At 45.4% G+C, this 16,641-nt stretch carries 15 protein-coding genes; 5 read left to right on the plus strand and 10 right to left on the minus strand.

What is annotated here, in order from left to right; all coding sequences use genetic code 11:
- Positions 1 to 3: 3 nt before the first annotated feature.
- Positions 4 to 936, plus strand: coding sequence for a divergent polysaccharide deacetylase family protein (locus tag FDW88_RS10290; protein WP_137362502.1), 933 nt, complete (start codon positions 4 to 6; stop codon positions 934 to 936).
- Here the strand turns inward: FDW88_RS10290 and FDW88_RS10295 are convergent, their stop codons facing one another.
- The 4 genes from FDW88_RS10295 to yibB all read right to left on the minus strand — a co-directional run bounded on the left by FDW88_RS10295 (position 937) and on the right by yibB (position 5,535).
- Positions 937 to 1,974 carry a glycosyltransferase gene (locus FDW88_RS10295; RefSeq protein WP_137362503.1) on the minus strand — a complete coding sequence of 346 codons (1,038 nt, stop codon included), beginning with the start codon at positions 1,972 to 1,974 and terminating at the stop codon, positions 937 to 939. It lies immediately after the preceding gene.
- A gap of 192 nt (positions 1,975 to 2,166) precedes the next feature.
- Positions 2,167 to 3,192, minus strand: coding sequence for an L-threonine 3-dehydrogenase (tdh, locus tag FDW88_RS10300; RefSeq protein WP_137362504.1), 1,026 nt, complete (start codon positions 3,190 to 3,192; stop codon positions 2,167 to 2,169).
- A gap of 9 nt (positions 3,193 to 3,201) precedes the next feature.
- Positions 3,202 to 4,398 carry a glycine C-acetyltransferase gene (gene kbl, locus FDW88_RS10305; RefSeq protein ID WP_117342546.1) on the minus strand — a complete coding sequence of 399 codons (1,197 nt, stop codon included), beginning with the start codon at positions 4,396 to 4,398 and terminating at the stop codon, positions 3,202 to 3,204.
- A 279-nt stretch (positions 4,399 to 4,677) separates the two neighbouring features.
- Positions 4,678 to 5,535, minus strand: a complete 858-nt coding sequence (gene yibB / locus FDW88_RS10310) for a protein YibB (RefSeq protein WP_137362534.1) — start codon at positions 5,533 to 5,535, stop codon at positions 4,678 to 4,680.
- A gap of 278 nt (positions 5,536 to 5,813) precedes the next feature.
- Here yibB and rfaD point away from each other — a divergent pair, with 278 nt between their 5' ends.
- The 4 genes from rfaD to rfaL are packed head-to-tail and all read left to right on the plus strand — an operon-like array spanning position 5,814 to position 10,009.
- On the plus strand, positions 5,814 to 6,746 hold the full coding sequence (gene rfaD / locus FDW88_RS10315; protein ID WP_043018732.1) for an ADP-glyceromanno-heptose 6-epimerase: 933 nt from the start codon (positions 5,814 to 5,816) through the stop codon (positions 6,744 to 6,746).
- Positions 6,747 to 6,758: 12 nt separating this feature from the next.
- Positions 6,759 to 7,805 carry an ADP-heptose--LPS heptosyltransferase RfaF gene (gene rfaF, locus FDW88_RS10320; RefSeq protein WP_137362505.1) on the plus strand — a complete coding sequence of 349 codons (1,047 nt, stop codon included), beginning with the start codon at positions 6,759 to 6,761 and terminating at the stop codon, positions 7,803 to 7,805.
- Positions 7,806 to 7,808: 3 nt separating this feature from the next.
- Positions 7,809 to 8,801 carry a lipopolysaccharide heptosyltransferase RfaC gene (gene rfaC, locus FDW88_RS10325; protein WP_137362506.1) on the plus strand — a complete coding sequence of 331 codons (993 nt, stop codon included), beginning with the start codon at positions 7,809 to 7,811 and terminating at the stop codon, positions 8,799 to 8,801.
- Complete coding sequence (gene rfaL / locus FDW88_RS10330; RefSeq protein WP_137362535.1) at positions 8,801 to 10,009, plus strand: O-antigen ligase RfaL; 1,209 nt, start codon at positions 8,801 to 8,803, stop codon at positions 10,007 to 10,009. The genes rfaC and rfaL overlap by 1 nt, the downstream gene beginning before the upstream one ends.
- A 35-nt stretch (positions 10,010 to 10,044) precedes the next feature.
- On the opposite strand, the gene FDW88_RS10335 is transcribed toward rfaL, so the two are convergent.
- The 6 genes from FDW88_RS10335 to rfaQ all read right to left on the minus strand — a co-directional run bounded on the left by FDW88_RS10335 (position 10,045) and on the right by rfaQ (position 16,369).
- A complete protein-coding gene (locus tag FDW88_RS10335) occupies positions 10,045 to 11,187 on the minus strand; it encodes a lipopolysaccharide N-acetylglucosaminyltransferase (protein ID WP_137362507.1) in 1,143 nt (380 codons plus the stop codon).
- 11 nt (positions 11,188 to 11,198) lie between these two features.
- Positions 11,199 to 12,212, minus strand: a complete 1,014-nt coding sequence (locus FDW88_RS10340) for a glycosyltransferase (protein ID WP_137362508.1) — start codon at positions 12,210 to 12,212, stop codon at positions 11,199 to 11,201.
- Between the two features lie 90 nt (positions 12,213 to 12,302).
- Positions 12,303 to 13,313, minus strand: coding sequence for a lipopolysaccharide 3-alpha-galactosyltransferase (waaO, locus tag FDW88_RS10345; RefSeq protein WP_137362536.1), 1,011 nt, complete (start codon positions 13,311 to 13,313; stop codon positions 12,303 to 12,305).
- Between the two features lie 74 nt (positions 13,314 to 13,387).
- On the minus strand, positions 13,388 to 14,185 hold the full coding sequence (gene rfaP / locus FDW88_RS10350) for a lipopolysaccharide core heptose(I) kinase RfaP (protein WP_043018738.1): 798 nt from the start codon (positions 14,183 to 14,185) through the stop codon (positions 13,388 to 13,390).
- Complete coding sequence (locus FDW88_RS10355) at positions 14,178 to 15,302, minus strand: glycosyltransferase family 4 protein (protein ID WP_137362509.1); 1,125 nt, start codon at positions 15,300 to 15,302, stop codon at positions 14,178 to 14,180. Before FDW88_RS10355 ends, rfaP begins: the two co-directional genes overlap by 8 nt.
- The gene (gene rfaQ / locus FDW88_RS10360) at positions 15,299 to 16,369 is read right to left on the minus strand and encodes a lipopolysaccharide core heptosyltransferase RfaQ (protein WP_137362510.1); all 1,071 of its coding nucleotides are present in this window, start codon (positions 16,367 to 16,369) and stop codon (positions 15,299 to 15,301) included. The genes FDW88_RS10355 and rfaQ overlap by 4 nt, the downstream gene beginning before the upstream one ends.
- Between the last annotated feature and the right edge of the window lie 272 nt (positions 16,370 to 16,641).

The raw sequence follows: 16,641 nt of genomic DNA on the forward strand, positions 1-16,641 counted from the left end.
GTTTTGCCTCAGTTTCGCCGCATAATATTCTCACTCGCCAGCCTGCTGGCATTCGCTCCCTCTGTTTTTGCCGGTAAGCTTGCCATCGTGATCGACGATTTCGGTTATCGTCCGCACAACGAGAATCAGGTGCTAGCGATGCCTTCTGCGATCTCCGTTGCCGTTCTGCCCAATGCACCACATGCACGGGAGATGGCGACCAAAGCGCATAACAGCGGACATGAAGTCTTAATCCATCTGCCGATGGCGCCTCTCAGCAAACAGCCGCTTGAGAAAGATACCCTGCGCCCGGAGATGAGCAGCGACGAGATTGAGCGGATTATTCGCGATGCGGTAAGCAAAGTGCCGTATGCCGTCGGGCTTAACAACCATATGGGCAGCGCGATGACCTCCAGCCTGTTTGGCATGCAGAAAGTGATGCAGGCACTGGAACGGTACGATCTTTATTTCCTGGACAGTATGACCATCGGTAACAGCCAGTCCATGCGTGCAGCAGGAGGAACGGGCGTGAAAGTGATCAAACGCAAAGTCTTCCTCGACGACACGCAAAACGAAGCGGACATTCGCCGCCAGTTTAACCGCGCGGTCGAACTGGCACGCCGCAACGGTTCCGCTATCGCGATTGGGCACCCTCATCCTTCGACGGTACGCGTATTGCAGCAAATGGTTTATAACCTGCCCGCCGACATTACGCTGGTTCGCCCAAGCAGCCTGCTCAATGAACCACAGGTAGATACCTCTACGCCAAATCTTACGCCACCGAAAAACGGCACGCCTGATGCGCCGCGAAATCCTTTCCGCGGGGTGAAACTGTGCAAACCGAAGCAACCGTTAGAACCTGTTTACGCCAGCCGATTCTTTAGCGTGCTCGGTGAGAGCATCACCCAAAGCACGCTGGTACAATATATGCGCCTGCAGTGGCAGGGCTGGTCGTAATCAGTCTTTCAGACCCAGCGTGACATGGGCCAGACGGCGTGGCGTCAGTGATTTATCGCGCCACTTGCTAAACCGGATGGCCCATAACAGCACCTGATAACCCAGCTTAACGCTGCAAATATTGCCCACCATTCGCTTGAACATACCCGATACAAACACCTCGGCAATCATGCGCTGGCGAATCTTTTCGTCTGGCTCTTTGCGGATGCAATGGCATACGCGTAGCGCTTCGTAAATCACCTGCTGTTTGAATTCAGGGTAAATCGGAATACGCCCGGCGTAATCATGATTCATCTTATCCAGCAGGCGGGTAATTTTGATGTAGTGGCGCTGATAGGCCAGATTCTTCTCTCCGGTACGCGGCAGGCGACTGACGGACGCGCCGTGCAGGAAATATTTATACAGCGGAACCTCCGTGTAACGCGCGCGTTTGGCGTTAAACATAAACTCCGTCGTCCAAATAATATCCTGGTGGTGCAGACCGGAAAGAAAGGTTAGCCCAGCGTCGCGGATGGTTTGATGACGGTAAACCCCCATCCAGACCACATGCCGCCAGCGACGACTGGCAAGTGCTTTTCGCAGCCAGTCCGGCCCGGTCATGACGCCGGTAGAACGAATACGATCGGTGGGAATAGATGCCCAGGTATGACCCGTTTCCGCAATACACCAGTCGGCGTTGCACTGGGCAACGTCCAGATTGTCCTGCAGCGCCATATTCATCAGCGTTTCATACATTTCCGGATAGGCAATGTCGTCACCATCGACGTAAGCGATATACTCGCCCTTTGCTACCGCCATACCGGTATTTCGCGCCGCCGAGACGCCCGCGTTGCGCTGGTGCAGCAGATGGACGTGTGGATAACGATCCGCATATGCCTGAGCAAGCTCCGCCGAGTTATCCGTAGAACCATCATTTACGATGATGATCTCTAGATTTTTCCAGGTTTGCGCGATCAGCGAATCCATACACGCAATGAACGGTTCACCCGTATTGTAAAGCGGCATAATGACGCTCAATAGGCCGGGAGTATAGGTCATATAAAATCCTGCCAAACAATGTAATTAACGGCAATTTTTAGCATATTACGCGGCAGAAGATCAGAGAAAGTTATTCTTATCTTTGACCTAAAATGCGCCGGACAAGCGGGATCGCGCCAGAAAAAAATCCCCGGGTATTTAATGAACATAAATATCCGGGGACAGCACACAGAACCCATTAATCAGAAACGGTTAATCCCAGCTCAGGATCACTTTCCCTGACTGACCTGAACGCATCGCGTCAAAGCCCTGCTGGAACTCATCGATGGAGAACCGATGGGTGATGATTGGCGACAAATCCAGACCAGACTGGATCAATGCAGCCATTTTGTACCAGGTTTCAAACATTTCGCGACCGTAGATACCTTTAATAAACAGCCCTTTAAAGATAACCTTTGTCCAGTCGACGGACATGTCTGACGGCGGAATACCCAGCATGGCGATGCGACCGCCGTGGTTCATGGTGTCCAGCATGGCGCGGAACGCTGGCGGCGCACCGGACATCTCCAGACCCACATCAAACCCTTCGGTCATACCCAGCTCGGCCATGACGTCAGTCAGGTTCTCTTTCGCTACGTTTACCGCGCGAGTAATACCCATTTTGCGTGCCAGCTCAAGGCGATACTCATTCACATCCGTAATGACAACGTGGCGTGCACCAACGTGCTTCGCGACGGCTGCCGCCATAATCCCGATAGGACCCGCACCAGAAACCAGCACATCTTCTCCGACCAAATCGAACGACAGTGCCGTGTGAACCGCATTGCCGAACGGATCGAAGATTGAGGCTAAATCATCGGAGATGTTATCCGGGATCTTGAACGCGTTAAACGCCGGGATCACCAGGTACTCAGCAAAACAACCCGGACGGTTTACACCGACACCGGTCGTATTGCGGCACAGGTGAGTACGCCCACCACGGCAGTTACGGCAATGTCCGCAAGTAATGTGGCCTTCACCCGACACGCGATCGCCAATTTTAAAACCTTTCACTTCCTGGCCGATGCCGACTACTTCGCCGACATACTCATGCCCAACAACCATTGGAACCGGGATGGTTTTTTGCGACCATTCATCCCAGTTATAAATGTGAACGTCAGTCCCGCAGATGGCTGTTTTACGGATTTTAATCAGCAAATCGTTATGGCCGAGTTCCGGTTCAGGAACGTCGGTCATCCAAATGCCTTCTTCCGCTTTCAGTTTGGATAACGCTTTCATTTCACATCCTCAGGCAATAACGCCCAGTTGTTTACCAATGCGTGTGAACGCGTCAACAGCACGCGTAATCTGCTCAGGGGTATGCGCCGCAGACATCTGGGTACGGATACGCGCCTGGCCTTTCGGAACCACCGGATAGAAGAAGCCGGTAACGTAAATACCTTCTTTTTGCAGTTCACGGGAGAACTGTTGTGCAACGACTGCATCACCCAACATCACCGGAATAATCGCGTGATCGGCACCGGCTAACGTAAAGCCAGCGGCGGACATTTGCTCACGGAACTGACGAGCGTTTGCCCACAGGCGATCGCGCAGGTCATGGCCGGACTCAACCATTTCCAGCACCTTAATGGACGCCGCCACAATCGCCGGAGCCAGTGAGTTGGAGAACAGGTACGGACGGGAACGCTGACGTAGCCACTCCACGACTTCTTTACGCGCTGCGGTATAACCACCGGACGCGCCGCCCAGTGCTTTACCCAGCGTACCGGTAATGATGTCGACACGCCCCATCACTTCGCAGTATTCATGGGAACCGCGGCCGTTTTCGCCGACAAAACCCACCGCGTGGGAATCATCAACCATCACCAGTGCGTCGTACTTATCCGCCAGGTCGCAGACGCCTTTCAGGTTGGCAATCACGCCGTCCATCGAGAACACGCCGTCGGTAGCAATCAGCACGTGACGCGCCCCAGATTCACGCGCTTCTTTCAGGCGCGCTTCCAGTTCCTGCATATCATTATTGGCGTAACGGAAACGCTTCGCTTTACACAGACGAACGCCGTCGATGATAGAGGCGTGGTTCAGGGCATCGGAGATAATCGCATCTTCTGCGCCCAGCAGCGTTTCGAACAGGCCGCCGTTGGCATCAAAGCAGGAAGAATAAAGAATGGCATCTTCCATACCGAGGAACGCCGCCAGTTTTTGCTCCAGCTGCTTGTGGCTGTCCTGGGTGCCGCAGATAAAGCGCACCGAAGCCATGCCAAACCCGTGAGAATCCATACCCGCTTTTGCCGCTGCAATCAGTTCCGGGTGGTTAGCCAGTCCCAGATAGTTGTTCGCACAAAAGTTAATCACGTGGCTTCCATCAGCCACCGTGATATCCGCCTGCTGCGCAGACGTAATAATGCGTTCTTCTTTAAACAGCCCTTCCGCACGTGCGGTTTCCAGGTCGTTCGTTAACTGCTTGTAAAAATTCCCACGCATTGCAATTCTCCAGACTGGGCAAATTTCAGCACATATTACCCAAAGCTATACATTGATACGAGATGACGCGTCATCACTTCTTCAAAATGAAGCATAAATCACGTATATCCACATGGCTAATCAGTGATGCTGCCGTGTATCTTTATTAGGAGGGATAATTCACAACCAATTGATTTAAAAAAGCTTTATTGTTTGAGGTGAAAAAACAGCAGCAATAACAGAAGAATGCCTTCACAGCATTCTATCTGCTCAGGTAACCCTTAGATCCCATTCGAACCACTACTTTCGGGTCAGAAAAATTCGTAGTGCCTGGAGTTTTGCACCTAACGCGGTTCGCCGATAAACACGGAACAGATCGAACCATTTGCCACGACCAAGGTAATTAAGCATTAATAGCGCAGGGCGCTTGTAATAACACATAACAAAAATACCCTGATCATCATCAACAATATTATTTCTGAGGGTCTCTTTTTGGCATTCAGTGACTAATGAATAAAACTCTTTCCATTTTTCCTGAGAGCCAACAATAGCGCCACCGATAATATAAATATGATTCCCAATCATAAAGTCAAACACTTGCTTTATTGATGATACAACCAAGCCTTTTTTAATCGTAAAGAGATGCATTTTATTACGATCAAATGGGAAATCCCATACCTTTAAACCGCCAGTGACCTGAGGTTTACGACAATACCCGAAGTCGATCCATGCAACCATCGGAGTATTAACTAAGCCTAAATTAATAGCTTTAGCTACAAAATATGCTTTTAAATTAGTGATCAACACATATTCTGGAGACCAGTATTCAGGGTTACCAAGCTGTCGAGTTTCTAACTTACTCTTAAAGGCATCATCCTGCTGGATTTGTCTAATTTTATTTTTAATGTGTTTGAATTTATTATCTAAATCTATAGTTATAATTTTTGTGGGCTTACCTTTGCGTATTTCCGCAATTCTGGCTTCAAACTCAGGCGAAGTAAAAATAACCATATCGTTTTCTAAAGCGGCTAACCGCTTGAAGTAATCAAAATAGACATCAGAAGATCGGGATAGTTTTTCACGGAAGCCTTTATTAACAGTCCACTCCCCCCTACCGATATCAAAATATGCTGTAACAATAGTGGTAGATGATTTCATAGCCATATCAAACCATTAATAAAAAAAATATTATATCACATAGCTTTTGTTTTTGTACATATAATATACATGGGTGGTTATTAAAAAACCGCAATGCATTTAAGAATAATTCAATACAAATAATAACCATTAAATAAGCATTCTTATGCCAGTGTTTATAGACCGTCTGCCGACTCGCCATCTTACTTAAGAGGCTGAAGGGATGCCGATGTGATGGTATGATTACAAACATTAGTGTCTGAGATTGTCTCTGACTCCATAATTCGAAGGTTACATTTATGATCATCGTTACCGGCGGCGCGGGCTTTATCGGCAGCAACATCGTTAAGTCCCTGAATGATAAAGGCATCACCGACATCCTGGTGGTGGACAACCTGAAAGACGGCACCAAGTTTGTTAACCTGGTGGATCTGAATATTGCTGACTACATGGACAAGGAAGACTTCCTGATCCAGATTATGGCCGGGGAAGATTTCGGCGATATCGAAGCGATTTTCCACGAAGGCGCATGCTCTTCCACCACCGAGTGGGACGGCAAGTATATGATGGATAACAACTATCAATACTCCAAAGAGCTGCTGCACTACTGCCTGGAGCGTGAAATCCCGTTCCTGTACGCGTCTTCTGCCGCCACTTATGGCGGTCGCACTTCTGATTTCATCGAATCCCGTGAATATGAGAAGCCGCTGAACGTCTACGGTTACTCAAAATTCCTGTTCGACGAGTACGTTCGTCAGATCCTGCCAGAAGCGAACTCTCAGATTGTTGGCTTCCGCTATTTCAACGTCTACGGACCACGTGAAGGCCATAAAGGCAGCATGGCGAGTGTCGCCTTCCACCTCAATACCCAGCTCAACAATGGCGAAACACCAAAACTGTTCGAAGGCAGTGAAAACTTCAAACGTGATTTCGTTTATGTCGGCGATGTGGCTGCGGTAAACCTGTGGTTCCTGGAAAACGGGGTTTCCGGCATCTTTAACCTCGGTACCGGTCGTGCGGAATCTTTCCAGGCCGTTGCCGATGCAACGCTTGCGTATCACAACAAAGGCAGCATTGAGTACATCCCATTCCCGGAAAAACTGAAAGGTCGCTACCAGGCATTTACCCAGGCCGATCTGACTAACCTGCGCGCAGCGGGCTATGATAAGCCGTTTAAAACCGTCGCCGAAGGCGTCACGGAATATATGGCTTGGCTGAACCGCGACGCGTAAGGCAGGCAATCAATGAGGATTCTGGTGGTGGGCCCGTCCTGGGTGGGCGACATGATGATGTCGCAAAGTCTCTATCGCACGCTTAAGGCGCGCTATCCCCAGGCGATAATCGACGTGATGGCACCTGCGTGGTGCCGTCCGCTGCTGTCGCGCATGCCTGAAGTCAACGAAGCTATCGCCATGCCGTTGGGTCATGGCGCGCTGGAGGTCGGCGAACGCCGTAAACTCGGTCACAGCCTGCGTGAAAAGCGCTATGACCGCGCCTATGTGCTGCCTAACTCGTTTAAATCAGCTCTGGTGCCGTTCTTTGCTGGCATTCCCCATCGTACAGGTTGGCGTGGCGAAATGCGCTACGGTCTGCTAAACGATGCGCGCGTGCTGGATAAAGACGCATGGCCGCTGATGGTCGAGCGCTATGTGGCCCTGGCTTATGATAAAGGCGTGATGCTGACAGCCAAAGATTTGCCGCAGCCTCTGCTATGGCCGCAGTTGCAGGTCAGCGAAGGCGAGAAATCACTGACCTGTAGTCAGTTTTCCCTCTCTGCCGAACGCCCCATCATCGGCTTTTGCCCTGGCGCTGAATTTGGCCCTGCAAAACGATGGCCACATTACCACTACGCAGAACTGGCGAAGCAATTGATCGATGAGGGCCATCAGATTGTGCTGTTTGGCTCGGCAAAAGACCATGAGGCCGGAAATGAGATCCTGGCGACGCTGAACGTTGAGCAGCAGGCATGGTGCCGTAATCTGGCGGGCGAAACACAGCTGGAGCAGGCCGTCATCCTTCTCGCAGCCTGCAAAGCGGTGGTCACCAACGACTCTGGATTAATGCACGTTGCCGCCGCGCTAAACCGCCCATTGGTCGCATTATACGGCCCCAGCAGCCCGGATTTCACTCCGCCTCTTTCACACAAGGCGCGCGTGATTCGCCTGATTACAGGTTATCACAAAGTACGCAAGGGCGATGCGGCAGAAGGCTATCATCAGAGCCTGATTGACATTACCCCCCAGCGCGTACTGAAAGAACTCAACGACCTGTTGTTACAAGAGGAAGCCTGACGGATGCGGGTACTGATCGTTAAAACATCGTCTATGGGCGATGTACTGCATACGTTACCTGCATTAACTGATGCGCAGCAGGTCATGCCGGATATTCAATTTGATTGGGTAGTGGAAGAGGGTTTCGCGCAGATCCCAACCTGGCATACGGCCGTTGACCGCGTGATCCCAGTGGCGATTCGTCGTTGGCGTAAAGCCTGGTTTTCAGCGCCGATTAAAGCCGAGCGTAAAGCCTTTCGTGATGCGATGCGTTTACGCCAGTATGACGCGATAATTGATGCGCAGGGTTTGGTTAAAAGCGCAGCGTTGGTTACGCGTCTGGCGCGTGGCATCAAGCATGGTATGGACTGGAGCACGGCACGTGAACCCTTGGCTAGCCTGTTTTATAATCGCAAACATCACATTGCCCGGCAGCAGCACGCGGTAGAACGTACGCGTGAGCTGTTCGCCAAAAGTCTGGGATATGCCAAACCGCAGTCGCAGGGTGATTACGCTATCGCTCAACATTTTCTGAAAGAAGGTAATGCTGAGACAGGGCAGTATGCCGTATTTCTGCATGCCACGACGCGTGATGATAAACACTGGCCAGAAGCCAACTGGCGGGAGCTAATTGGCCTGTTAAATAACGCTGGCATACGTATTAAACTGCCCTGGGGTGCTCCCCATGAAGAAGCACGGGCCCTTAGGCTGGCGGATGGTTTTTCTTATGTTGATGTTCTTCCACGGATGACTCTTGAAGAGGTCGCTCGCGTATTGGCGGGGGCAAAATTTGTGGTGTCGGTTGATACAGGCCTGAGCCATTTAACCGCTGCGCTGGATCGCCCTAATATTACGTTGTACGGTCCAACAGACCCAGGATTGATTGGTGGGTATGGGAAGAATCAAGTGGTATGTCGCTCAGGAAGTGAAAACCTTTCAGACTTGCATTCTTCGACCGTATTTAGATCAATTAATTGTGAATTCTTGAATAATTGTCTGCCGGTGTCGGAGAAATGATGACTCTAACAAATTTTTTTTTAAATGAGAATAAAAACTGGAAGGTAAACTGGAATAGAGGACTTGTATTTCTTTTTATCGCCACCTATTTCTTAGGTGATATTACACGTTATAAACATTTGATTGTCATACTGATGACAATCACTACGATAGTCTATTTATGCAAAAATCCTCGTCATTACATTTCAACTTTTAAAACATTTATTTTTTCAAGTGTATTATTTCTTGTAATCGCTACTTTCATCTCTTTAATGTTCACTCCTGAACTAAAAGCTAGCCTGAAAGAGATAAACAACTCTGTTGTTGAAAATGTTTTATTATGCACTATTGCGATCCCTGTATTATTAAGAGAAGAAAGCAAAGAAACCATTTCAAAGTTGATATTCTTCTCGTTCCTTACAGCTCTTAGTTTGCGATGCCTTTCAGAACTTGTCCTTTATTATCAGGACTATCAGCAAGGAATCATGCCTTTTACTAATTATCAACATCGCGGAATTTCAGACGCAATGGTATTTTTATTTCCCGCGCTTCTGAATCTATGGTTACTTAAATCAGCAAAATACCGTATATTATTCCTGACGCTAGGGGCAATTTATACCTTTCTAATTCTCGGAACATTGTCCCGTGGCGCTTGGTTATCTGTATTTATCATCGCTCTTACATGGATAGTTATTTATAAACAATGGCGATTGTGTCTTGTTGGAGTACTCGTCGCCATTGTTGCTCTGACAGCTATTTTTTCACACAAAGATATATCAGAAAACCTGACAGTTAAATTACAGCAAACTGACAGCTCATACCGCTATACTAATGGTACCCAAGGAAGTGCGTTTGACCTAATCCTTGAAAACCCGGTTATAGGCTATGGCTTTGGTAACAATGCTTATAAGATAGTGTACAACAAGCGTGTTGTTGATTATCCAAACTGGACATTCCGCGAGTCAATTGGACCACACAACCTTATTCTCTTTGTCTGGTTTGGTACAGGGTTGCTTGGACTTCTGGGATTAATACTGGTGTACACAAGCATTGTGAGAGAGTGCGTCACGCATGCATTTAGGGAGAATTATCACTCCCCATACAATGCTTATATGATAATTTTACTTTCATTTGTCGGTTATTTTATTATTCGCGGTAACGTTGAGCAGATTGAATTAGATCTGTTGGGTATTTTTGCTGGGTTACTGTTAGCCCTGAAGAATAAATAAATCATTAAAAAAGGCTACTATATGTAGCCTTTTTATCACTCGAACCAGTTACAAATAACCTCTTCAAAACGTTGCGTAACAGCAGACCAGCTATAGTTTTTAAAGACGTATTGCTGCCCTCGTTGGGCCGTATCCGGTAAATCACTTTCCAGCATGACCCTGGTGATATCCTCAGCAATAGTGTCTGCAGTCATCGGCTCTGTTAAGTGATAGCCTGTAATCTTATCTTTAACAAACTCAATCATGCCGCCTCGAGTGCTGACTAATACAGGCCTCCCGGCACCCATAGCCTCAATTGCCACCATACAAAATGGCTCCTGAAACTGCGAAGGAATCACTACTATGTCTGCCAGTGGATAGTAATAGTGCATTTTCTCGGGAGAGATACTACCCAACATAATGCAATGTGGTTTGAGACGCTCAGCTATCTCCCGCACTTCGCGCTGATAATCACCTTTATCATTCTTACTTACTTCCATGTGATCACCAACGACCACAAGATTCAGATTTTTGTTTTCATGTTGCAGCTTTTCAAAAGCCTGCAGAAGCAAGAGAACACCTTTATCAGGTACTATGCGTCCAGCAAAAAATACCACCTTGCTTTCTGGGGAAATATTTAATTTACTCTTTGATATTGATTCATAGGACGATTGATAGATATCCAAGTCAATACCATTAGGTACAATAACAATATCAGCTTCAGGAAGATAAGATTGATAATAATTCTTCAAAAACAAACTTGGTACGATCATCTTAACTTTTTGATCGAGCAACTTAGGTTCAAAAGCATTATGCATATGAATCACAACTCTTGCCTGAGGAGCTCGCGAACGAATTTGTCGATATAGCTTCATACTGTTATGGACAACAATCACACTTTGATCGGTTATCTCAAACTTTTCAGCAACTTTCAGTATGCGCTTTGAATAAGGTACCGGATCCAGTCGGGTCCACTTTTGGAAAATACGCTTATATAACGGACTAAATCCTATGCGATGAATACTGCATCGTTCGTTTACGTAAGAATAATCAGAATATCCTTCATTCTTTATGCAGACAATACGATTAGGGAATTGAGTTCTCTGTGCAACCTGATACATCCAGGTCTCAACTGCCGCGGCACCACGTGGTGGAATAGAATAAATAGGGGTTACAGTAAATATGATTTTATCAATCATAAAGATCACCTTCACATTGTCTTATATTTAATTGCTGCGATCAGGCCTGGAATTATTTTATTTTGATAAAGAAGATGCTTATATTTTTCTCTATATTCATGCTTTTGTTTTGCAACTTGATAAGGCTGATTCTTCCATGGTGACTTCTCATATACTGTGCGGAAAAACTGTGCTGAGGAATAATCAGCCCACTCGTGCCATGGTTTTGTTACACCAGTATAATGAATAAATACTGTCTCTTCATTAATCACTGATTTATAATGATTTTTATTTTTAATTTCAAACTCAGACTTCAATGAGTAAATTGAGTTAAATTTTCTCGGTAATAATACCGCATGATGCAAAAACATAATATTTAAAATATCTTGATCAGGATATTTTACTTTGGAAACTATATTTTCATCTGACAATAGTTCAAAAAATCTCTTCGTCAAACTAGAGTTAAGCCATTGTTGCAAGTTTATATACATGACCCCCGAGTTAAAGTAGTTGCCTTTAAACTCAGGGTTATGTAAACGTTCTGCGCTTTTAGCCTGCATGGAATCAACATCTACTACGACCGCACCATATTCCCCATCAAATTTCAGAGCGGCAAGATCCTCTAAAGAGCCTTTACACGTAATATCAGCATCTAGATATAGCAGTCGATCTAATCGTTCAGAAAAGTAATCAAATGAAAGCAAGCGATAGTATATTGACACTGGCCATATATTTGTTTTAGGCAGTGACACCAACGGTTCAGAATCAATATGATATAGCTTAATAACTGTTTTATACTGTTCTGCTAACTGTGTCAAAAGTGCAATATAATCTTGCTCTAAATAATCCGCAATAATATGAAAGGTAAAATTAATATTACTCTCTTTATTATTTTCAAGGATAGATGCAATAGAGATTGCCGCACCAGTTTGGTAATTTTTATCGATCCCCCATGAAATATTAAAAGTGTCACGATCATCACATGGAGTAACACGTCTGTCTAACTCAATGATATCTTTGAAGTTAGTTAACCTTTTGAAGTCCAATTTAATTACCTTTAATTATTTCAGCTATATTTTTCAGCGGCCAAGTTCTGCATAGTTATGGATGATTTTAGTAATGCACTTAACCAGCAGTTAACCTTTCAACTTAGTCAGATAATAATTAAAGTAGCTATACAGTCCCTGAACGTATAACCCTTGTTTAAATTTATGCTTTGCACAATATCTGAATTGGTTACTATTGGTCGGTTTGAGAAGCGCTACTGAATGCCAGGGCGAGGCCTCTTTCGCAACTAAAAAACTCTTCGATACCGGATAGTTGGACCACTCATGCCAGGGTTTAGTCGGTCCTACATAATGAATGAAGACAGTTTCATTATTAACAGGGTTGACTACTTTATCTTTCAGTTCATAATTAATGCTAAAGCGAGTATTGTATTTACCATTGATAAAAGTTACTTTTCCGGCTAACAACACATTAAGGACATCTTGATCAAGATGAGTTATTCTTTCCACCCATTCTGGAATACGCAACATTTCGATGGCTCGGGAAGAGATATTATTACTGTGCCATGCGTTGATATTGATAAGTAAGAACCCAGCATTAAAGTATCCGGCAGTTAATTCTGGAGTGGCCAGCGTTACAGAACGATTATGCCACCATTCGGAATCTCTTTCCGTTACAACGACAGCGATCTCATCTGCGGAAAACTTATAATCGACCAGTTCTCGTACACAACCCTGGCAAGCAATATCAGCATCAAGGTATAATAATTTATCTACCTTATTATAAAAATAATCTGCAATAACAAAACGGAAGTATGTTGCATAAGTCCAATTTTTGGTACTAGGTAAGTCTTTTAATTTATTGCAATCAATTAGGTAGACTTTGATACAGGATTGATATTGTTTAGCCAGATCGGAGAATCTGGCTTTATCACTCTCATCGAAATAATCAGTAAATATATGAAATGTGAAATCGATTTTTTTATTCGACAATAATATAGAGGCTATTGAAACGCCGCAGCCAAATAAAAAATTCCTGTCAATACCATAACCGATATTAAAACAGTCAGCAGAAGTATTTTCCCAAAAATCGTACTCAAAAACAGAAAGGATAACTTCTTTATCACTAAATTGAGACATTTGACTCTTACCAATTTTTGAGAAATAGACCACGTTCTCACATGCCCTATTCCAAATAGTTCAGGATAAATTAATCACAGAGATTTACGAATTGTTCTTTCGCGTATTTTATTAGCTTTAACCTGTGCTTCATTGAACAAATCAGCCTCCTGGCTTAGGATGCTTTTCAATGGCAACTCGCAATAGACGCGTAGAAATCTATATATATCACGCTGTGTTAATCCAATATTCATGGATGAAAAATAGAGACCAATCAAGTCTTTGTCACGCCAGCGTCGGGGAACGGTCGACCGAATCTGAGCACGGTGCAAATCAATCACTGAAATCTTGAGATCGTCCTCATGCCCAGAAAAAGGAAGATGTAATAAAAAGTGGCAAATATAGCAATCGCGATGATTGATACCTCCAGCATGCATCTTACGCACCATGGTGGCAACACGATCAATAATCATACGCTTCACTTTCACATCGGGAGAATTTGTGGCCCATTCCGCACAGTAATCTTCCAGGCTGATGGTTGGAGTGAGATCCTCAGTAATAATAAACGAGGTTTTAGTCAGTGGATTCAATCCTTTCTCACCAAATCCCACTCCTGTCATTGTATCCACGCCCAATTGACTCAGGCGATGAATAGCATTCCATTCTCTATCAGCACCTAATACTGGCATGCGTAATGAAAGTAGATTTTTAACAATCTCCTTCAGAGAAGTGCCTCTGTGCCATTTTAAAAAATAGCTTTTACCCGCTAGTTCAAATCGTAGCGTACGGCGAGTTTCCAGCTCTCTGAATACTTCACCTTGTAAATTTTTAACTTCTTCAAATGCATCTTTCCCGCGCCATAATGTGGCTAACGGTTCTTTTAATTCAACCATCTAAACCACCCGTAATCATATCCGCTGCTTTCTCCGGTAGGCTGTATAAATCTTGCGTATCCGCATAGTTTCGTGCATTTTCCCTCCACTCAGAACACAATGAAGGCTCTACCAGCGCTTTACGTAAGACTTCATTCAGCGTTTCTTGACGGAATGGTTCTGCAATTGCCATACCACAGTTAGCATCAACAATATAATGCGCGTAACCGCATACAGCTGTGGTCAAAACCGGCAGCCCTGCAGTGATTGCCTCTAGTAGCACAATGCCTGCCGCCTCCTGATAAGCCGGATGCATCAATAAATCAGCCGCAGCCATTAATTCTGCAACATCATTGCGGCCTGAGAAAAAACGTACATTAGCATGTACATTCAATTTATCTGCCAGAGTCTGAAATTTTCGAGGTTTGTCCTGTCCTACAACAAACAATAACGTATTTTGACGAAGTGTCTCAGGTAAAGAAGCCAACGCACGTATAGAGCGATCCACACCCTTACGGGTAAAGTCAGAACCAACTTGCAATAATAAATACTGCTGCTCCGAAATACCGTTTTTCTGACGATAAATGTCTCTGCTATTCGGAATTTGCTGGCTGTACTTACGGTCCGGATAAATACCTGGGGGCAGAATATGAAAACGTTCAGCTTCAGTCTGATAATGCTTCTGGAAATCCGCTATCTGTTTATTCGTCAACATCAGAAGCTGTGTCGGTTGCCCCTGCTGGAAAGTCGCACGTTCAAACTCAGCATAATGGCGATAACGAGATGTCAGACGATAAAAAATGCTCTTTTCTTGCGCAACTTTCTCGGAATAACAAACATCTGCAGCATAATAAATATCCAGCCCCGGCATTTTGTTAAACCCAACAACTCGCTCGACAGGGTGCTGGAGTAAATGTGCCTGGACCCAAGAATAATATTCCGCATTGCGGCCATGGTTTGTCCGGGACTTTACCGGTACAAGAACTAATTCAAAAACGTCAGGACACTCACCTTCCCAGGACTGCGTGTAGACACGAACATGGTGACCTCGTGCCGCTACAGTTTGCGCAATGCGCATAAAATCACGCTGTAACCCACCGAATGGGAAGTATTTATACAAACAGAAAGCAACAATCATACGGGACTCCCCGCTTGTGGCGGCACAAGTCTACCGGGTAATAGTTTATCGACAGCAGCAATAACATCGTCAGCGGGAATCACCGAAAGATACATTTCATTGCGATTGCGCTGTTCACGTGGGGGCATCGGACGGTAATCGCCGGCCCAGAATTGAATTATCTGATTTGACCATGGACGCCAGAAGTTATGATCCGTTGCACCAAACAGGCATATCAATGGTGTATCAACTGCTGCTGCAATATGCCCGGGTGCAGAGTCAACTCCAATAAACAGCTGGGCATGATCGATAACCGCTCCCAGTTCAGGAAAACTCATCTTTCCAGCTAGCGCAGTAACAGGCTTTTGTTCACATCCTTGTGCGATTTCATTAACGCAAGCCAGATCATCCTCGTCTGGGCCAGAGGTCAGAATTACCTCCAGGCCACGCTGGTGCAAAGCATCAATTACCTCTGAAAACTTTTCGTTGTTCCAGCATTTGAAACGTTGGCGTGCCGTCGGTTGAATCACAACGTACTCTTCACCAACCCCAGCTCGATTTAGTTCAGTCCGCATACGTTCCCAACTGGCCGGTGGGTAACTCATTGTCGTATGTGTCACAATTGATTTCAGTTTCAACGGCGTCAATACAGACAGATTACTTTCCACCACATTGGTACCACTCAACGGAGCTAAGCATGTAAAACTATTTTTCCAGAAAAATGACTGACGATGACCATAGTCTTGAGAGATTTTGATTGGCGCACTCAGTAGCCGCATGAGTAATGCAACTACCCACTGATCCGTAAGATTTACAATCAAATCATACCGGTTTGCTCTCAATGCTCTGATTAGCTGCAGGAAATTTATAATCTTGCCTGTTAACTTTGTCTTTTTATTTTTAATACCATAAAGGGCATTAATTTCAGGATTTTCAGACAAGATCGGTATAGTGTCTTCATAAAGAAGCACATCGATTTTAGCGTCGGGATAGTTCTGCTTTAGCGTACTAATGACGGGAGTTGTTAATAACATATCTCCGTGAAAACGCATTTTTATGACCAGGATTCTTCGAAATGACTTATCCACAAGCGACTCTTTTGTTGTGATTGTCTGGTTAAGTTAAGCAGAAAAAAGCACGCTACCGCCCCAGGCTCAACAGCTACCTGATTACTGATACCGCACTGACTTTTGCGCGTTAGTGTACCACTTCTTTCACCTCAATCCGATATGAATAAAAACTAGACAATTTTATAATTTTAACTTTTTAAATCATAACCATAGATAAACTACTGAAGCATTCCTTTTCCTTACGAACCTACTTTGCCAATGGAGAACATCAGCTCGCAAAAAAATGAAGA

Source organism: Citrobacter sp. wls829 (assembly GCF_005280825.1).
In the GTDB taxonomy this organism is placed as follows: domain Bacteria; phylum Pseudomonadota; class Gammaproteobacteria; order Enterobacterales; family Enterobacteriaceae; genus Citrobacter; species Citrobacter gillenii.